At 72.1% G+C, this 16,667-nt stretch carries 13 protein-coding genes; 10 read left to right on the top strand and 3 right to left on the bottom strand.

What is annotated here, in order from left to right; translation table 11 throughout:
• The first annotated feature begins 275 nt into the window (after nt 1-275).
• Genes BMZ92_RS12840 through BMZ92_RS12850 form a run of 3 tightly spaced genes read left to right on the top strand, consistent with a single transcriptional unit; the run spans nt 276 to nt 4,482 of the window.
• On the top strand, nt 276-1,508 hold the full coding sequence (locus BMZ92_RS12840) for an MFS transporter (RefSeq protein ID WP_091507067.1): 1,233 nt from the start codon (nt 276-278) through the stop codon (nt 1,506-1,508).
• 34 nt (nt 1,509-1,542) lie between these two features.
• Entirely contained in the window at nt 1,543-2,607 is a 1,065-nt protein-coding gene (locus tag BMZ92_RS12845) for a TNT domain-containing protein (protein ID WP_091506590.1), read from the top strand.
• Between the two features lie 36 nt (nt 2,608-2,643).
• Nucleotides 2,644-4,482 carry a TNT domain-containing protein gene (locus BMZ92_RS12850; protein ID WP_091506593.1) on the top strand — a complete coding sequence of 613 codons (1,839 nt, stop codon included), beginning with the start codon at nt 2,644-2,646 and terminating at the stop codon, nt 4,480-4,482.
• Here the strand turns inward: BMZ92_RS12850 and BMZ92_RS12855 are convergent.
• The 3 genes from BMZ92_RS12855 to BMZ92_RS12865 all read right to left on the bottom strand — a co-directional run bounded on the left by BMZ92_RS12855 (nt 4,479) and on the right by BMZ92_RS12865 (nt 7,627).
• Complete coding sequence (locus tag BMZ92_RS12855; RefSeq protein WP_091506596.1) at nt 4,479-4,799, bottom strand: hypothetical protein; 321 nt, start codon at nt 4,797-4,799, stop codon at nt 4,479-4,481. The genes BMZ92_RS12850 and BMZ92_RS12855 overlap by 4 nt on opposite strands.
• A gap of 67 nt (nt 4,800-4,866) precedes the next feature.
• Nucleotides 4,867-6,111, bottom strand: a complete 1,245-nt coding sequence (locus BMZ92_RS12860) for a sensor histidine kinase (protein ID WP_091506599.1) — start codon at nt 6,109-6,111, stop codon at nt 4,867-4,869.
• 94 nt (nt 6,112-6,205) lie between these two features.
• Complete coding sequence (locus BMZ92_RS12865) at nt 6,206-7,627, bottom strand: CCA tRNA nucleotidyltransferase (protein ID WP_091506602.1); 1,422 nt, start codon at nt 7,625-7,627, stop codon at nt 6,206-6,208.
• 132 nt (nt 7,628-7,759) lie between these two features.
• Between BMZ92_RS12865 and BMZ92_RS12870 the strand changes: the two genes are divergently transcribed.
• The 7 genes from BMZ92_RS12870 (at nt 7,760) to trxB (ending at nt 16,660) form a co-directional block, all read left to right on the top strand.
• Nucleotides 7,760-8,284 (top strand): NUDIX hydrolase, encoded by a 525-nt coding sequence (locus BMZ92_RS12870; RefSeq protein ID WP_091506605.1) that lies wholly within the window; start codon nt 7,760-7,762, stop codon nt 8,282-8,284.
• Nucleotides 8,281-10,413 carry a DUF6049 family protein gene (locus BMZ92_RS12875; RefSeq protein WP_091506608.1) on the top strand — a complete coding sequence of 711 codons (2,133 nt, stop codon included), beginning with the start codon at nt 8,281-8,283 and terminating at the stop codon, nt 10,411-10,413. The genes BMZ92_RS12870 and BMZ92_RS12875 overlap by 4 nt, the downstream gene beginning before the upstream one ends.
• Before the next feature lie 305 nt (nt 10,414-10,718).
• Nucleotides 10,719-12,560 (top strand): murein biosynthesis integral membrane protein MurJ, encoded by a 1,842-nt coding sequence (gene murJ, locus BMZ92_RS12880; protein WP_091506610.1) that lies wholly within the window; start codon nt 10,719-10,721, stop codon nt 12,558-12,560.
• 59 nt (nt 12,561-12,619) lie between these two features.
• Nucleotides 12,620-14,221 carry a protein kinase family protein gene (locus tag BMZ92_RS12885; protein ID WP_177228660.1) on the top strand — a complete coding sequence of 534 codons (1,602 nt, stop codon included), beginning with the start codon at nt 12,620-12,622 and terminating at the stop codon, nt 14,219-14,221.
• A 10-nt stretch (nt 14,222-14,231) separates the two neighbouring features.
• On the top strand, nt 14,232-14,837 hold the full coding sequence (sigM, locus tag BMZ92_RS12890) for an RNA polymerase sigma factor SigM (protein WP_091507070.1): 606 nt from the start codon (nt 14,232-14,234) through the stop codon (nt 14,835-14,837).
• Nucleotides 14,834-15,571: a hypothetical protein gene (locus BMZ92_RS12895; protein WP_091506614.1), complete on the top strand. Its 738-nt coding sequence runs from the start codon at nt 14,834-14,836 to the stop codon at nt 15,569-15,571. The genes sigM and BMZ92_RS12895 overlap by 4 nt, the downstream gene beginning before the upstream one ends.
• Before the next feature lie 96 nt (nt 15,572-15,667).
• Nucleotides 15,668-16,660, top strand: coding sequence for a thioredoxin-disulfide reductase (trxB, locus tag BMZ92_RS12900; protein ID WP_091506616.1), 993 nt, complete (start codon nt 15,668-15,670; stop codon nt 16,658-16,660).
• Nucleotides 16,661-16,667: the final 7 nt, after the last annotated feature.

Here is a 16,667-nt window from a genome sequence, read left to right on the forward strand (position 1 = left end):
CCCCGGCAATTCGCACGGAGCGGGAACAACACGCCGCCGGGGCCCGTTGGACGTGGTGGCCGGCGCACTCCGTGTCCCCCGGGCCCACTTGAGAAGAGCCTTTGTGGAATACCGTTCGGCTGGAGCCACACTGCGCCACGCCGCCGAGAGGCGACCAAGTGCGCCGGCCCCTTTCGTTCACCCTGAGATCTTGATCCGGCACCGTATGCTGTCGTGTTGTGACGGCTAGCGCGGAACCTGCGACGGTGAAGCTGGGGCCTCGCGCGTTCTTCCGCATGCCGGGTTTCCGCAGGCTGCTGTTCTCCCGCTTCGCCGCGCAGTGGTCCGACGGGGTCTTCCGCGCCGGGCTCGCCGGAGCGGTGTTGTTCAACCCCGAACGCGGCGCCGACCCGCTGACCATCGCCGGCGGGTTCGCCGTCCTGCTGCTGCCGTACTCCGTGATCGGCCCGTTCGCGGGCGCGCTGCTGGACCGGTGGGACCGGCGGCGGGTGCTCGTGACCGCCAACTTGTTGCGCGGGCTGGCGATCGTCCTCGCCTCCGCGGCCGTCGGGTTCGGGCTCGCCGGTACGGAGTTGTTCGTGCTGGCGTTGCTGGTCGAGGGCGTTTCGCGGTTCGTCGGCTCCGGTATGTCGGCTTCGCTCCCGCACGTCGTGCCCCGGCACTCGCTGGTGACGGCGAACGCGGTCGCCACGACACTCGGCGCGATGGTCGCGGTCGTCGGCGGTGGTTGCGCGATCGGGCTGCGGGCGGTGATCGGCTCCGGTAACACCGGTTCGGCCTGGACCACGGCGACCGCGGTGCTCGGCACGATCGTCGCCGCCTTCACCGCCTCGCGTTTCACCGCGGGGAGCCTCGGCCCGGACTCCGTCGACGAACCCGAGGACGCCTTCGTCGCCGTGGCACGCGGGCTCGCCGACGGCGGGCGCGCCGCGCTGGGTGCGCCCACGGTCACGGCGGGGTTCGTCGCCCTGTTCGCGCACCGGGCGTCCTACGGCATCTCGCTGCTGCTCACGGTGCTGCTGCTGCGCTACTCGTTCACCGACTCCGGACTGCTCAAGGCCGGGCTGCCGGGGCTGGGACAGCTCGCGGTGATGGGCGCCGCGGGCATCCTGCTCGCCGGGTTCGCCACGCCGCGGCTGGTCAACCGGTTCGGCAGGCACCGCGTCGTGCTCAGCTGCCTGCTGCTGGCCGCCGCGAGCCAGGCCGGGCTCGGGCTGCCGATGCGGCTGCCCACGATCCTGCTCGCCGCGTTCCTGATCACCGGTGCCGGCCAGGTGCTCAAGCTGTGCGTCGACTCGGCGGTGCAGCGGGACATCGGGGACGAGGCCCGCGGCCGCGTGTTCGCGCTCTACGACACCCTGTTCAACATCACGCAGGTGGTCGCGGTGGCGGCCGCGGCGGCCTTCGTCCCGCTCGACGGGCGGTCGCCCGCACTGCTGCTCGTCGCGACGGCCGTCTACCTGCTCGGCGGGGGTGGCTATCTCCTGGCCATCCGCCGCAAATCGTGAGTCCGGCCGGAGCTTCTCGCTTACAGTGAGCGCGATGGACGCCACGGCAGGACAACCGCTCGCCGTGACCTTCCGGCACGCCCGGGTGGTCGACGCGCCCGGCTCGCCGCTGCCCGAGGACGAGGTGCCGCGGGTCCTGCGGTACCTGGAACGCCAGCCCGCCGTCCTGGTCGGCAGCGGCTTCGGACCGGACAGGTTCACCGGCGAGGTGGACGTGCCGGAGAGCTACCACACGGACGGCACGTGGGTCTGGCACGCGTCGGTGCCGCACTACCTGCGCAAGCACGGCATCCCGCCGGAGCCGGACTTCCTCGCGCACATCCGCGCCCAGGACCACCGGCCGCCGTATGTCGACAAGTTGCTGCGCCGCACGGCGGCCGCCGACCTGCTCGGCCGTCCCCGGCCCCGCGCCGACGCCCGCGACCTCGGCCCCACCAGCGGGGACGTCGCCGCGGCGCTGGAGACGCAGACCGACCCGAAGCTCGACGACGCCGCGCTGCTCGTCGTGCTCGCGGAGCGGCTCGGCCAGCAGGGGGTCTGGCCGGAGGCGTACCGGATCGCGGCACGCGCCGACCACGCGTGGTGCCTCAACGCGACCGACCGGGGCTGGGAGGTCGCGTGGTACGAGAACGACGAGCCCGTCGAGGCGCACCACTTCGAGCAGGCGCAGGACGCGGCGCAGTTCCTGCTCGGCACGCTGCTGCTGCACCCGGCGCGGCGCACGGCCGGTCAGGAGACCCCGCTGGAGACGTCGGCGGAGCTGGCCGACTGGCCCATCCAGCCCACCGAAGGCGAGCCACCGCTGACGTTGTTGCGCAACAAGCGGATCGTGCGCCTCGCGGCGGGCACCGTGGTGCTGCGCTTCGGCGGTGACGGCGGGAACCTGGTGCACCACGACGAGACCCGGTTCCCCACGACGTCGCTGCCGATCGAGCGGGAACGCGACGAGCGGAAGTACCGGGTGTGCCGCCCGCTGTCGGTGATCCTCGGCATCGCGGTGCCGTGGGCGGGGCTGCCCGGCGGCGCGGTGAGCTACGTCCTGCCGCGGGCGGTCCGCGACCACGTCACCGATGGCAGTCTCGAGCGATTTGTCGGTTAGGTTCTACGAGTCCGTGACACAGGCACAGGGGGAGAAGTGCGTTACCGAGTAGAGCTGGCGGCCCGTCCGGACGGGTTGTACGGCGTGTGGCAGGGCCGGGCGTTCCAGGCGGAACGCTCCACGACGGACGGCACCCTGCTGCTCGTCGCGGCCCCCGACGAGGACGCGCCGGAGGACTTCGACACGGAATGGCAGTCGCGTCCGGCGAAGGTCGTCCCGGAGGACCAGGCCGAGGGCACCTTCACCCTCCAGACGCACTGCCTGTTCGACGACGAGATCTTCCGCATCGCCCCCGACCCCGACCCGCGCGTGCTGACGCTGCGCTGGTCCGGGACGGACGAGGAGCGGGCCCGCCAGCTGGGGCTCACCGAGCTGACCGCGACCGCGGCCCCGGACGAGATCACCGCGCTGTGGCAGGAACGCCACGACTTCCCCGGCGCCACCCGGCCCCAGCCGGGGCAGGGGGACCCGGAGGAGCTGGTCCGGTCGATCGCGCTGACCGTGCGGGCGGTGCTGCCCGAGGGCTGGCAGCGGGTCGCGGCCCAGTTCCGGCAGGTGGGGGACTACGCCGAGATCGAGATCCGGTCGCTGGGCGAGGCGGAGTCGGTGTCCCTGCCCGCGCCGCCGCGGCTCGGCCAGCTGTTCTCGCAGCTGCGGTCCGCGATGTACCGGTCCGACACGGGCACGTGGTTCCAGGGCACGCTCACGCTCGAAGCGCCGTCGTCGTTCTCCTTCGACTACGACACGACGAGCGAACCGAACTGGCGGCAGTCCCCGCGCGACCGGCTGACCGCCCGGTCCTACGACGCCGAGCTGGAGCGGTTCCCGCGTGAGCGCAGGCAGGTGCCGGAGTGGCTGGCCGGCAAGGCCGGGCTGCCGCTGGACATGCCGTTCCGGCAGGCGCGGCTGCCCGAGCAGCCGCAGCCGCTGGCGCAGGACGAGGTCCGGCCGGTGCTGGACTACCTCTACCGCGCGCCGGTCGTGGTGAGCAGGCCCGGCTGGCTGCCCGACACGGTCAACCCGGGCGGTCCCGCGGACGTGCCGGACGCGTTCCACACCGACGGCCTGTGGATCTGGCCCGCCGCCGTGCCCCACTACCTGCGGAAGTACGGCATTCCGCCGGAGCCGGAGCTGCTGGAGCGCATCAGGGCTGCGGCCTACCGCGTGCCGTACCTGTCGTCGCAGGTCCGGGCCGCGGCGGAGGCGGAAGTGCTCGGCCGCCCGCGGCCGCCGGTGCCCGCACCACCGGAGCCGGACCCGGTCGCGGTGGTCGACCGGGGCGGCGAGCCGCCCATGGGGCTGCGGGCGTCGCAGGTGCTGACGGTGCTGGAACGACGGCTGGGGGAGTACGGCATCCCGCAGTCGGCGTACCGGATCGGCGAGGCCGTCGAAGGCGCGTGGTGCCTGGTGCGGACGAAGGCGAGCTGGGAGGTCAGCGGCCCGGGCGGTGGGGAACCGGCGGCGTTCTCGCACGTCGAGGAGGCGGCGCGGTTCCTGCTGGGGTCGCTGCTGCTGTACCCGGCGCGCACGGAGGAACCGCAGCAGCTGGACTGGCCAATCGTGCCGCTGCGGGGTGAGCCCCCGCTGAACTTCTTCCGCGCGAAGCGGATGATCGTCCTCCCCGCGGGGACGACGGTGCTGCGCTTCGGGAACGACACGGGGAACCTGGTGCACGAGCCGGGAACGCGGTTCCCGGAGGCGTCGCTGGCGCCGGAACGGGAGCAGCTGCAGCAGCGGTACCGCCTGGTCCGCGGCCTGCCCGCGCTCACCGGCGTGACCCTCCCGTGGGGCCCGATGCCCGGCGGCGCGATCGGCTACCTCCTGCCGCGCCCCATCGCGCAGCACGTGGAAATGGGCGCCCTGGAGCGGCTCTAACGCTGGAGATTGGTGATCAGCGCGACGATCTGCGACATGCCGAGGGAGATCTTGGTGAAGCCCTCGTCGACCTTCCGCTCCAGGCGGTCGACCTTGCGCTCCAGCTGCTCGAGGCGCCTGCCGTGGTCCTCGAGGATCTTGCTGTGCTCCAGCTGGGTGGCGCGCAGGGAGTTCAGCAACGCGTTGTCCATCCGCTGCCGTGCTCGCCACGCTTCGGTCGCCATGCGGGCATCCTCCCTCGCGGTCTTGGCGATCTCAAGCGCTTCCTTCGCAGTGGCCTCAGCGACGACCACGCGGCTCTCCAGTTGTTCGGTCATGGCGCCACCGTAGGACCCGCCAAAACCGCCTCTGACCTGCGGACGCGCTGTATCGCGGCATCGCGGCCTAGCGCGGCATCCAGAGGGTCACGCGGGTGCCGCCGCCGGGGCTGGACTCCACGCGGGCGCTGCCGCCGGCCTCCGCGAGCCGGGCCGTGATCGACTCGCTGATGCCGAAGCCCGCCGGGCGGTCCGACTCGTCGAAGCCGGTGCCGTGGTCGCGGATCACGACGGCGATGCCGCCGCGTTCCTCCGCGACGCGGACCACCACCTGGTCCGTGCCGGCGTGCTTGAGGGTGTTGCGCATCGCCTCGCGGGCGGCGTCCCTGATGGCCAGCTGGCGCACTTCGTCGAGGGTGTCCTCATCGAGCTCGGCCATCACGAGCTGGGCACGCAGCCCCTCCCTGGCCATCTCCGCCGCGAGCGCCGTCAGCTTCTCGCCGAGCGGGCGGGCCGCCTCCTCGTCCGCCTCGCGCTGCGCCGACTCCAGCAGCTGCCGCACCTCCAGCGCCTGCGCCCGCGCGATGCCCCGCAACTCCGCCAGCTGCCGCTCGGGGTCGCCGCCCCGCGGCAACGCCATGCTCTCCAGCGTCTGCAACACCGTGTCGTGCAAGGCGCGGTGCTGCCGCGCGCGCTCCGCGAGCCGTCCGTGCCGGATGCCGTACGCCAGCGCGAGCCGCGTGCCGAGGCCGAGCAGCACGAGGGCGCCGGTGGCCGTGAGCAGGACGCCGAGCATCGTGCCGAGCGCGGCGAAGCCTTGTTTCACGTTGAACACGCCCGTGTTGAGCTGCCAGGCGAGCATGCTCAGCGGGATGCTGAGCAGCATCAGCCCGCCGCCGTAGCCGATCCCCAGCGCCAGGGTCAGCACCGCGATCCCGCCCAGCAGCTCCTTGTCCGGCACCTGCATCGCCGCGGCGAACGACGACTCCGGGACCGCCACGGCCACCACGAGGTACGCGGCGAGCGTGAACACCACGTCAAGCAGCAGCAGCCTGCCCGCGTTGCCGTTCTCGAACGGCGCCGACCGCAGCAGCCAGCGCAGCCCGAACACGTTCAGCGCCACGCACAGCACCGCGACGACGACCACGACGGGCGAGCTGCCACCTTCGGCGAAGAACGCCACCAGCGCGCCGACCACGGCGACGATGCGGTACAGCAGCGGCACCATCGCCACGTACCGCGTCGCGCGCAGCAGCAGGTTGTCGCGCACCCCGGTGTCGACCGGTCCGGCCATCCGCCGCATCCGGCGCAGCGCCGGCACGGGCGTCGGGTCGGCGATGCTGTCGTCCAGCTCGCTGGACGCCGTCGCCATCGCCGGGGCACCCCGGCGGAGGAGGGTCAGGAGGAACCCGGCACGTCGCTGTTCCGAACTCACGCCTGTTCAGTCCCCCTCGGGCCGCCGGAAGTTACGAAATCCCGTTTTCCTCGGCCCAGCGCCGCAGCTCCGCGACAGCTTCTTCGTGGGACAGGGGCCCGCGGTCCAGCCGCAGCTCCTTGAGGTACCGCCACGCCTTGCCGACCAGCGGACCCGGCGGCAGGTTCAGCAGCCGCATGATCTCGTTGCCGTCGAGGTCGGGGCGCACCTTCGCGAGGTCCTCCTCGGCCTGCAGCCGGGCGATCCGCTCCTCGAGCTCGTCGTACGTGCGCTGCAGCGCGGCGGCCTTGCGCTTGTTGCGCGTGGTGCAGTCGGCACGCACGAGCTTGTGCAGGCGCTCGAGCAGCGGCCCCGCGTCGGTGACGTAGCGCCGCACCGCCGAGTCCGTCCACTCGCCCTTGCCGTAGCCGTGGAACCGCAGGTGCAGGAACACCAGCTGGCTCACGTCGTCCGCGATCTGCTTCGAGTACTTCAGCGCCCGCAACCGTTTGCGCGCCATCTTCGCGCCGACGACCTCGTGGTGGTGGAAGCTCACGCCGCCACCGTCCTCGAACCGCCGGGTGGCCGGCTTGCCGATGTCGTGCAGCAGCGCGGCCAGGCGCAGCACGAGGTCCGGCCCGTCCTGCTCCAGCGCGATCGCCTGCTCCAGCACGGTCAGCGAGTGCTGGTAGACGTCCTTGTGCTGGTGGTGCTCGTCGATGGCCAGGCGCATCCCGGGAACCTCGGGCAGCACGTGCTGGGCCAGCCCGGTGTCGACCATCAGCTCCAACGCGCGGCGTGGCTGGGCGCCCAGCAGGAGCTTCGAGATCTCCGTCTGCACGCGTTCGGCGGTGATGCGCTGGATCTCGCCCGCCATCTCCGTCATCGCCTCGACCACGCGGGGCGCGGGCGCGAACCCCAGCTGCGACACGAACCGCGCGGCCCGCAGCATGCGCAGCGGGTCGTCGGCGAAGGACTCCTGCGGCGTGGCCGGGGTGTCGAGGAGCCGCTGGGAAAGCGCTTCCAGCCCGTTGTGCGGGTCGACGAACTGCTTCGTCGACAACTCGATCGCCATCGCGTTGACCGTGAAGTCCCGGCGCAGCAGGTCACCCTCGATGGTGTCGCCGAAGGTGACCTCGGGGTTGCGGCTGACCCTGTCGTAGCTGTCGGCGCGGAACGTGGTGATCTCCAGCGTCGCACCGCGCTTCGTGACGCCGACGGTGCCGAACTCGATCCCGGTGTCCCACACCCCGTCCGCCCAGCCGCGCACGATCTCGAGGATGCGCTCGGGCCTGGCGTCGGTGGTGAAGTCGAGGTCGCTCGACAGCCTGCCGAGCAGCGCGTCGCGCACACTCCCGCCGACGAGGTAGAGCCGGTGGCCGGCGTCGGCGAACCGGCCGGCCAGCTCGTCGGCGAGCGGGGAGATCCGCATCAGCTCGACCACGGCGTTCCGCTTGGCAGCGAGTTCGTTCACTGGGACACAACCACCTGCAGGATCTCCTGTTGCCGGACGAGACACGAGTAGCCAGCGTACCCATCGACCGAAAGTGAGGGCTCAACTACGCGTTCGCAACCGCTGAGCACCGGCAACCACTAGCATCGCAGCATGTCTGGATCGGCCGGTCGTTCCGACGGCGGCAAGCCGCGACGCAGGTCGCGACGGCGCCGCGGCCGGAAGATGACCACGGTCGACGAGACGTCCGCCGGCGGCCTCGTGGTGGACGCCGGGCGCGAGCGGGCCGTGTTGATCGGCAGGCTCGACCGGCACGGCAAACTGCTCTGGTCCCTGCCCAAGGGGCACATCGAGGACGGCGAGACGGTGGAGCAGACCGCACTGCGCGAAGTCAAGGAGGAGACCGGCATCTCCGCGCGTGTGCTCTGCCCGCTGGGGACGATCGACTACTGGTTCGTGGCCGAGCGCCGGCGGGTGCACAAGACCGTGCATCATTTCCTGCTGGAAGCCGTCGGTGGCGAGCTCTCCGACGAGGACGTCGAGGTCACCGAGGTGGCCTGGGTACCGGTCGCGGACCTGGAGCGCTGGCTCGCCTACACCGACGAACGCGCCCTGGTGCGCAGGGCCCGAGAGCTGTTCGCGGACGAAGAGCCGGCGACCGAAGGAGTCGGAGAGTGAAGCGGTTCGCCGCCGTGGTGTCGGTCGCGTTCCTGATCGTGCTGCTCGCCCCGCTGTCCGCGGCCGCGCAGTCGGTGACGGACACCCCGAACCGGCTGCGGCTGGACGTCACGCAGATGAACCCCCGCGTGCTGACGTCCACCTCCACCACGCTCAACATCACCGGCACGGTGGCCAACGTCGGCGACCGGCGGATCACTGACCTGCAGGTGAAGCTGGACCTCGGCGAGCGGCTGGGCACGGAAAAGCAGGTCCGCTCCGCGATGTCCGGTACGCCGGCCGCGGCGGCGACCAGCACGAAGTTCCTCGACATCGACCCCGGCACGCTCGAACCGGGGCAGACCGGGCAGTTCACGATCACCGTGCGGCTCGACGGCACCGCGGGCGGCCTGCGCGTGCCGAACGCCGGGGTGTACCCGCTGCTGGTGAACGTCAACGGCACGCCCGCGTACGGCGGGCAGGCGCGGCTGGCGTCGCTGAGCCTGCTGCTGCCCGTCCTCGGCGCCCCCGGCAAGCCGCAGGCCCAGCCACCGGCTGATCCCTCGGAGGTCACCGTCGTGTGGCCGATCGCCGACACGCGGCCGCGGATCGTCGCGGCCCCGTTCAACGGCAAGGTCGTGCTGGGCGAGGACGTGCTGGCCGGGGACCTGCGGCCCGGCGGGCGGCTCGACGCGCTCGTGTCGTCCGCGCTGGCGGTCCGCGACGACGCGCAGCTGTCCCGGTCGATCTGCTACGCCGTGGACCCCGACCTGCTGGACACCGTGGACACGATGAGCCGCGGGTACGAGGTCCGCACGCCGACGGGGAACGTGCCCGGCAGCGGCGCCGACGCGGCGAAGGCGTGGCTGGGCTCGCTCAGGCAGCTGGTCGCGAACCAGTGCGTGATCCAGATGCCCTACGCCGACGCGGACCTGTCCGCGCTGGCGGGCGTCCGCGGCGGTGACCTGATGGCGTACGCGCTGAACACCGCGCAGCACGTGCAGCAGCTGATCGGCACGCAGCCCCTGCCGGGCGTGCTGTGGGCGGACGGCCCGCTCGACTCCGCCGCGCTCACCGCCCTGCAGAACGCGGGGATCAGGACGCTCGTGGCCGACCCCGCCGACCTGTCGGGAGACGCGGAGGACGCGGCGACCGTCAAGGGCACCTCGCTGCGGGCCCAGCCTGCCGACTCCCTCGTCGCGACCGGGCTGGCCGGGGCGCGGGGCCGCTCGGCGTCGGCCGCCGCGACCCCGCCGGACGACCCGGCGATCGGTGCGCAGAACGGCCTCGCCGCGCTCGCCTTCCGCGGGCTCACGGGGTCGACCGGCTCGGTGCTGGTCACCCCGCCGCGGCGCTGGTCGCTGCCCGAGGCCGAGCTGACGCGCCTGTTGCAGGGGGTCGGCGAGCTGATCAGCAGGCGGATGCTGACCGCGCTCCCGCTGAACCAGCTGCTCGCGACCGCGCCCGCCGAGACGACGACGATGAACTACACCGCGGAGGACGTCGCCGCGGCCACGCCCACGTCGGTGACCGGCACGATGTCCTCGATCGAGGCGACGATGGCGGACCTGCGGAGCGCGATGGCGATCGACCCGGTGGCGCAGGTCGACCCCGACCAGCTGCTGATGCCGCTGCGGTACGCGCTCGTGCGCAACACGTCGACGGCCTGGCCGCCCGGCACGGACGCCGCCGAGGTGTCCGCGGCCGACTCCCGCACCCAGCTGCAGGCGCTGCTCGGCCAGGTCACGGTGGACACCCCCGGCGTGCCGATCTCGCTGGCCTCGGGTTCGGCGCCGCTGCCGGTGTTCCTGCACAACTTCCTGCCGGTGCAGGTCAACGTGCGGGTCACGCTCAACAACAGCACCGGGCTGCGCACGGGTGACATCGGCGACGTGCTGCTGCCCGCGGGGCTCGGCAGCAACAACAAGATCACCATCCCCGCGGAGGCGCTGCGGGCGGGCCGGTTCAGCGTGACCGTCGCGCTGAGCACGCCGGGCGGCACCCAGCTGGGCAGCCCCGCCCGGTTCGAACTCCGGTCCAACCAGTACGGCGTGGTGACGCTCGTGCTGACGATCGCCGGCGGTGTCGCGCTGGTGCTGCTTTCGGGTCGGCAGATCTATCGCCGGGTCCGTGGCCGGGGGAAGCAGTGATTACCCTGGAGTGACGATATCGACCGCCGAGGATTGGGCACGCGTTGGACAGAGAGCCGGGGTGGCCACCCGAGCGTCCCGCCGAACGTGTGGCGAGGCGGCCACCGACTGACCGCCAGCCGCCGTCGGAGCAGCCCACCCGGCGGGTGCCGCCGGTCAACGGCCGCCGCCGGCAGCCGCCGCCCCCTCGGGCCCAGGTCCCGCCGCCGCCCGTGCGGCAGCAACCGCCGCCGCGCCAGCCGCAGCCCCCGCGCCGCCAGCCGGTGCGGCCGTGGCGCCAGGAACGCGAGCGCCAGCAGGACAGCATGCCCTTCGGGGCGCCGCCGCTGCCGCCGAACGACCCCGACGCGACGATGTTCATCCCCCGCATCGGCGGGGTGCCCGCGAGCTCGAAGTGGCCGGTCGCCGACCCGGACTCGATGCGGCCGTACGACACGCTGGCCACGCGGATGCTGCCGCGGCTGCCCAGCCCGCCTCCCGCCGCGAGCACGTTCGGCGCGGGGCCGGGCCTCGACGCGACGGGCTACCTGCCGAAGGTCGAGCCGCCGGCCAAACCGGCCGCGCCGTCGCTGGCCAAGTCGAGCAGCCGGATCGCGATCGCCTCCCTGATCAGCCGCATCACCGGCTTCTTCTGGAAGATCATGCTGGTCTGGGCGGTGGGCACCGGCATCGTCAACGACTCGTTCAACATCGCCAACACGCTGCCGAACATCGTGTTCGAGCTGCTGCTCGGCGGGGTGCTGAGCAGTGTCGTGGTGCCGCTGCTGGTCCGTTCGCAGGACGACCCGGACGGCGGTGAGGCGTACACGCAGCGCATGCTCACGGTGGCGTTCGTGCTGCTGCTGGTCGGCACGGTGATCGCCGTCATCGCCGCGCCGCTGTTCACGTCGCTGTACCTGGACAGCGGCAGCGGCAAGGCGAGTCCCGAGCTGACCACGGCGTTCGCCAGGCTGCTGTTGCCCGAGATCCTGTTCTACGGCGTGTTCGCGCTGCTCTCGGCGGTGCTCAACGCGAAGCAGATCTTCGGTCCGGCGGCGTGGGCGCCGGTGGTGAACAACCTGGTCGTGATCGCCACGCTGGCCGTGTTCATGGTGCTGCCCGGCCAGATCAGCCTCGACCCGGTGCGGTTGGGCGAGCCGAAGCTGCTGGTGCTCGGCATCGGCGTGACGATGGGCATCGTCGTGCAGGCGCTCATGCTCGTGCCGCCGCTGCTGCGCACCGGGTTCCGGTTCAAGTGGCGCTGGGGCATCGACCGGCGGATGCGGGAGTTCGGCGGCCTGGCGCTGTGGATCCTCGGCTACGTCGCCGTCAGCCAGATCGGTTTCACGATCAACACGCGGGTGCTGACCAGCGGCGACGCCGGTGGCGTGACGATCTACTCGAACGCCTGGCTGCTGTTCCAGCTGCCCTACGGCGTCATCGGGGTGTCGCTGCTGACCGCGATCATGCCCCGGCTGAGCCGCAACGCCGCCGACGGCGACACCCGCAAGGTCGTCGCCGACCTGTCGTACGCCTCGCGCATCTCGACCGTGATGCTCGTCCCGATCGCGGCGGTGCTGAGCGTCATCGGCTCCCCGGTCGGCGTCGCGTTGTTCAGCGGCGGCGAGAACTCCGCCGCGCAGGCGCAGCGGCTCGGCGAGGCACTGGCGATCTCGGCGTTCGGCCTGCTGCCGTACGCGCTGGTCATGCTGCAGCTGCGGGTGTTCTACGCGATGAAGGACGCCCGCACCCCGACCCTGATCATGATCGTGATGACGCTGGTCAAGATCCCGCTGCTGTACCTGTGCCAGGCGCTGCTCTCCGACGAGAACATCGTGCTGGGCGCCATGATGGTCAACTCGCTGACGTTCGTGGTCGGCGCGATCATGGGCCAGGTGTGGCTGTGGGTGAGCCTCGGCAACCTCCGCAGCAAGCGCGTGCTCGGCGTCATCCTGTTCACCGTCGTCGCGAGCGTGCTGGGCGTGGTCGCGGCGGTGCTCGTCGGCACGGTCGTGCCGGACTTCGGGCCGCGGCTGACGGCGTGGATCAAGCTGGTGCTGCAGGGGATCGTCGGCCTCGGCGTCTCGTTCGGCGTGCTGGCTGCCCTCAAGGTCGAGGAGCTTGCCCCGGCAACCAAGCGGTTCACCCGTTTGGTGAAGCGCCGGTAACAATCGACACACCGATAACCCTGAATGACCCGTCGTACTCGCGTACGCTCGTCTCTTGAATGGGCGAAAAGAGAGAGCGTGGGGTGGACGAGAAGCGGAGCGAGCACGTCGGTGTCCGCGCGCGGGGTGGTTCCCTCGCGCCCGGCAGTGTCGTCGGTGATGGCAGGTACCGGCTCCTTGCCCAGTTCGGGATCGACGAACGCGCCGGTGCGCACCTCTGGCGGGCCCGTGACGGGCAGCTCCGCCGTGACGTCGCGCTGACGCTGCTGGTGGGTGACCCGGCGGACGCCGAGTCGGCCCGCATGGCGCGCCGCACCCTCGAACGAGCCGCGCACGCCGCGAAGTTCACGCACGAAGGCGTCGCCCGCGTGCTCGACGTCCTCAGCCTCGGCAACGGCATCACCTCCAGCGAGGGGCTGCTCGGGGTCGTGGTCACGGAGTGGACCAAGGGCACCGACCTGATCGACCTGGTCGCCGAGCACCCGGTCGCCCCGCTCACCGCCGCGCGCATGGTGCAGAAGCTCGCCGGCGCGGTCGAGCGCGCCCACCACGCGGGTCTCGTGCTCGGCCTCGACCACCCGCAGCGGCTGCGGCTGACCACGGACGGCACGCTGCGGCTCGCGTTCCCCGGTCCGCTGCCGGACGCGACGCTGCGTGACGACGTCAAGGCGATCGGCGCCGTGCTGTACCTGCTGCTCACCGGCCGGTGGGCGCTGCCGGGCGGTCCGGCGGCGATCCCTGCGGCCCCGCACGCGCCGAACGGCAGACTCGTGCCGCCCCGTGCGCTGGTGCCCTCGGTGCCCGCCGAACTCTCGTCGCTGGCCGTGCGGACGATCGAGGACGGCGGGCACGGTGGTATCCGGACCAGCGCCGCCATCCTGCAGGCGCTCGAACTGGCCGCCGAGGCCGAGGAACGCACCCAGCTGATCAACGCCTCCGGCGTCAAGCCCGACGACGACGGCACGATCTGGACCACCAAGAAGCCGGTCAAGGACAAGGCCAGGCGGCGCAAGCTCGCGCTCGGCGTCACGGTGCTGGTGGTCGCCGCGGTCGCGATCCTCGCGTGGCTCGGGATGCTCGCGATCAGCTTCTTCCAGGACAGCCCCACGGCCGGTCCGCCGATCAACGTGGCCCAGCCGACGTCGACGGCCGCCCCGCCGCCCACGTCGTCGGAGGTGCCTCCACCCACCAGCGGCAGCCCGAGCGGGCAGGCGCAGCTCGGCGCCCCCGTCAAGCCCGCCAGTGCCAGCGTCTACAACCCGGACGGCGACGGTGACAACACGAGCCGGGCGAAGAACCTGATCGACGGTGACCCGGGCACCACGTGGCGCACCGACCAGTACCGGCAGCAGTTCCCGACGATCAAGCAGGGCGTCGGGATCATCGTGAACTTCGACAACCCGATCAACCTGGGCAAGGTGACGATCGACGGCGGCAGCGCGGGCACGGTCGTCGAGCTGCGGGCGGCCGACTCCAAGGAGCCGCCGCTGAGCTCCACGCGCGTGCTGGGCACGGCCACGCTCAACGGGCCGACCACGGACATCACGCTGCCCCAGCCCCAGCAGGGGGAGTACTTCGTGCTGTGGATCAGCCAGCTGACGAACAGCTCCGGGAAGTACCAGTCCCAGATGGGCGAATTGACGTTCCTGCCTGCCCAGTAGTGTGTCGCGGGTGACCGCAGCCGTACCGACGGACGCCGAGCTCATCGCGGCGCATGCCGCGGGGGACCCCGCAGCGTTCAGCGAACTGGTCCGGCGGCACCGGGACCGGATGTGGGCCGTCGCGTTGCGCACGCTGCGTGACCCCGAGGAGGCGGCCGACGCGCTGCAGGACGCCTTCATCTCCGCCTTCCGGGCCGCCGGCAACTTCCGTGCCGAGTCCCAGGTGACCACGTGGCTGCACCGCATCGTGGTCAACGCCTGCCTCGACCGCATGCGCCGCAGGCAGGCCCGCCCGACGGTGCCGCTGCCGGAGACCGGGTTCAACGAACCCGCCACCCCGCGTGACTCGATGGCCGACCGCGAGACGCGGCTGGTCATCACCGCCGCGCTCGACCAGCTGCCCGAGGACCAGCGCACGCCGATCGTGCTGGTCGACGTCGAGGGCTACTCGGTGAGCGAGACCGCGAAGCTGCTCGGCATCGCCGAAGGCACCGTGAAGAGCCGCTGCGCCAGGGGCCGCGCGAAACTCGCCAAGGTTCTCGGTCATCTGCGGAACCCGGATGCGATTGCGAACGTCCCAACTTCCGAAAGCAAACGCCGACGGGAGGCTCGATGACGGACGAGAGTCGGGGGATCGCCGGCCGGCCGTGGTCTGTCGACCTGCTCGCGGACCTGCAGGCGGGCGCGCTCGACGAGCACGAGGCGGCCGGGTTGTGGCCGCGCGTCCAGGCCGACCCCGAGGCCCGCGCGATCCTCGGCGCGCTCGAGGCGACCACGGCAGACCTGGCGAGCCTGGCCACCGCGCCCGCGCCGCCGATGCCCGCCGAAGTGGCCGCCCGGATCGACGCCGCCCTGGCACGGGAGGCGGGGCAGGCCCCGCCCGCTCCGGTGGTGGACCTCGCGGCCGCACGGCGCAGGCGGAACAAGCGGATCGGCTGGGTCAGCGGTGTCGTCGCCGTGGCCGCCGCCGCGGTGGCCGCGATCGCCGTCGTGGTGCCGAAGTCCGCGGACACGACGGGTACGCCGGTGGCCCAGCCGCCCGCGAGCAGCGCGCCTTCCGCCGGCTCCCTCGCCGTGCGCAGTGACCAGCCGCAGGCCGCGGTCGGGCAGCTGAGCACCGGGGTCAAGGACTACGGCCCGCTCGGTGACGCGCAGCGGCTGAGCACGTGCCTGCAGGAGGCCGGGTTCGCGCCGACCGCCGCGCCGATCGGGGTCCGCCCCGGCACGGTCGACGGCAGGCCCGCGGTGCTGGCGCTGCTGACCACGGGCAAGCTCGCCGAGTTCCGGCTCGTCGGGCTGGCCCCGGAGTGCGGGCCGCGGGCGCTGCTCGACAAGGTCGTCGGCAAGTAGCCTTCCACCCCGCGCGACGGGCGTCACCCCCGGGAACAGCTGACCCTACGATCGTGTTGAGCCTGGTACGCAGGTCACGACGAGCGGAGGTCACGGGTGGCAGCGGAAAACGTTCGGAACCTGATCATCGTGGGATCCGGACCGGCTGGGTACACGGCGGCGGTCTACGCCGCGCGCGCCCAGCTCGAGCCTCTGGTGTTCGAGGGTTCGCAGTTCGGTGGCGCGCTGATGACGACCACCGAGGTGGAGAACTACCCGGGCTTCTCCGGCGGCATCCAGGGTCCGGACCTGATGGACGAGATGCGCAAGCAGGCCGAGCGCTTCGGCGCGGAACTGCGTGCCGAGGACGTCGAGTCGGTCGAGCTGACCGGCGACGTCAAGTACGTGACCGCGAACGGCGTCCGGTACGCGGCGAAGGCCGTCATCCTCGCGATGGGTGCCGCCGCGCGCTACCTCAACGTGCCCGGTGAGCAGGAGCTGCTCGGCCGCGGTGTGTCCGCGTGCGCCACCTGTGACGGGTTCTTCTTCCGCGAGCACGACATCGCCGTCATCGGCGGTGGCGACTCCGCGATGGAGGAGGCGACGTTCCTGACGAAGTTCGCCAGGTCGGTGACGATCATCCACCGGCGCGAGGAGTTCCGCGCCTCCAAGATCATGCTGGAGCGCGCGCGGTCGAACGACAAGATCCGCTGGGCGCTGAACAAGCAGGTCACCGAGGTGCTGGGGGACGGCAAGGTCCAGGGCGTGAAGCTGCGGGACACCGTCACCGGCGAGGAGTCGACCCTCGACGTCACCGGTTTCTTCGTCGCGATCGGCCACGACCCGCGCAGCGCGCTGGTCCGCGGCCAGGTCGAGCTCGACGACGACGGGTACGTCGTGACCAAGGGCCGGACGTCGTACACCAACCTCGACGGGGTGTTCGCGGCCGGTGACCTGGTCGACCGCACCTACCGCCAGGCGATCACCGCCGCCGGCTCGGGCTGCAGCGCGGCCATCGACGCCGAGCGCTGGCTCGCCGAACACGCCGGCACCGAGCAGGCCGAGACCGCCCCCGAGCTGGTCGGCGGCGGCTACGGTCCGGCCAACTGACCACCTG

This window comes from Amycolatopsis sacchari, assembly GCF_900114035.1.
In the GTDB taxonomy this organism is placed as follows: Bacteria; Actinomycetota; Actinomycetes; order Mycobacteriales; family Pseudonocardiaceae; genus Amycolatopsis_E; species Amycolatopsis_E sacchari.

Coding starts and splice junctions, on each gene's coding strand:
- BMZ92_RS12840 (WP_091507067.1), top strand. CDS start 276: ATGCCGGGTTTCCGCAGGCTGCTGTTCTCCCGCTTCGCCGCGCAGTGG.
- BMZ92_RS12885 (WP_177228660.1), top strand. CDS start 12,620: ATGGGCGAAAAGAGAGAGCGTGGGGTGGACGAGAAGCGGAGCGAGCAC.
- BMZ92_RS12870 (WP_091506605.1), top strand. CDS start 7,760: ATGTCTGGATCGGCCGGTCGTTCCGACGGCGGCAAGCCGCGACGCAGG.
- BMZ92_RS12845 (WP_091506590.1), top strand. CDS start 1,543: ATGGACGCCACGGCAGGACAACCGCTCGCCGTGACCTTCCGGCACGCC.
- BMZ92_RS12860 (WP_091506599.1), bottom strand. CDS start 6,111: ATGGCGACGGCGTCCAGCGAGCTGGACGACAGCATCGCCGACCCGACG.
- BMZ92_RS12895 (WP_091506614.1), top strand. CDS start 14,834: ATGACGGACGAGAGTCGGGGGATCGCCGGCCGGCCGTGGTCTGTCGAC.
- BMZ92_RS12855 (WP_091506596.1), bottom strand. CDS start 4,799: ATGACCGAACAACTGGAGAGCCGCGTGGTCGTCGCTGAGGCCACTGCG.
- murJ (WP_091506610.1), top strand. CDS start 10,719: ATGCCCTTCGGGGCGCCGCCGCTGCCGCCGAACGACCCCGACGCGACG.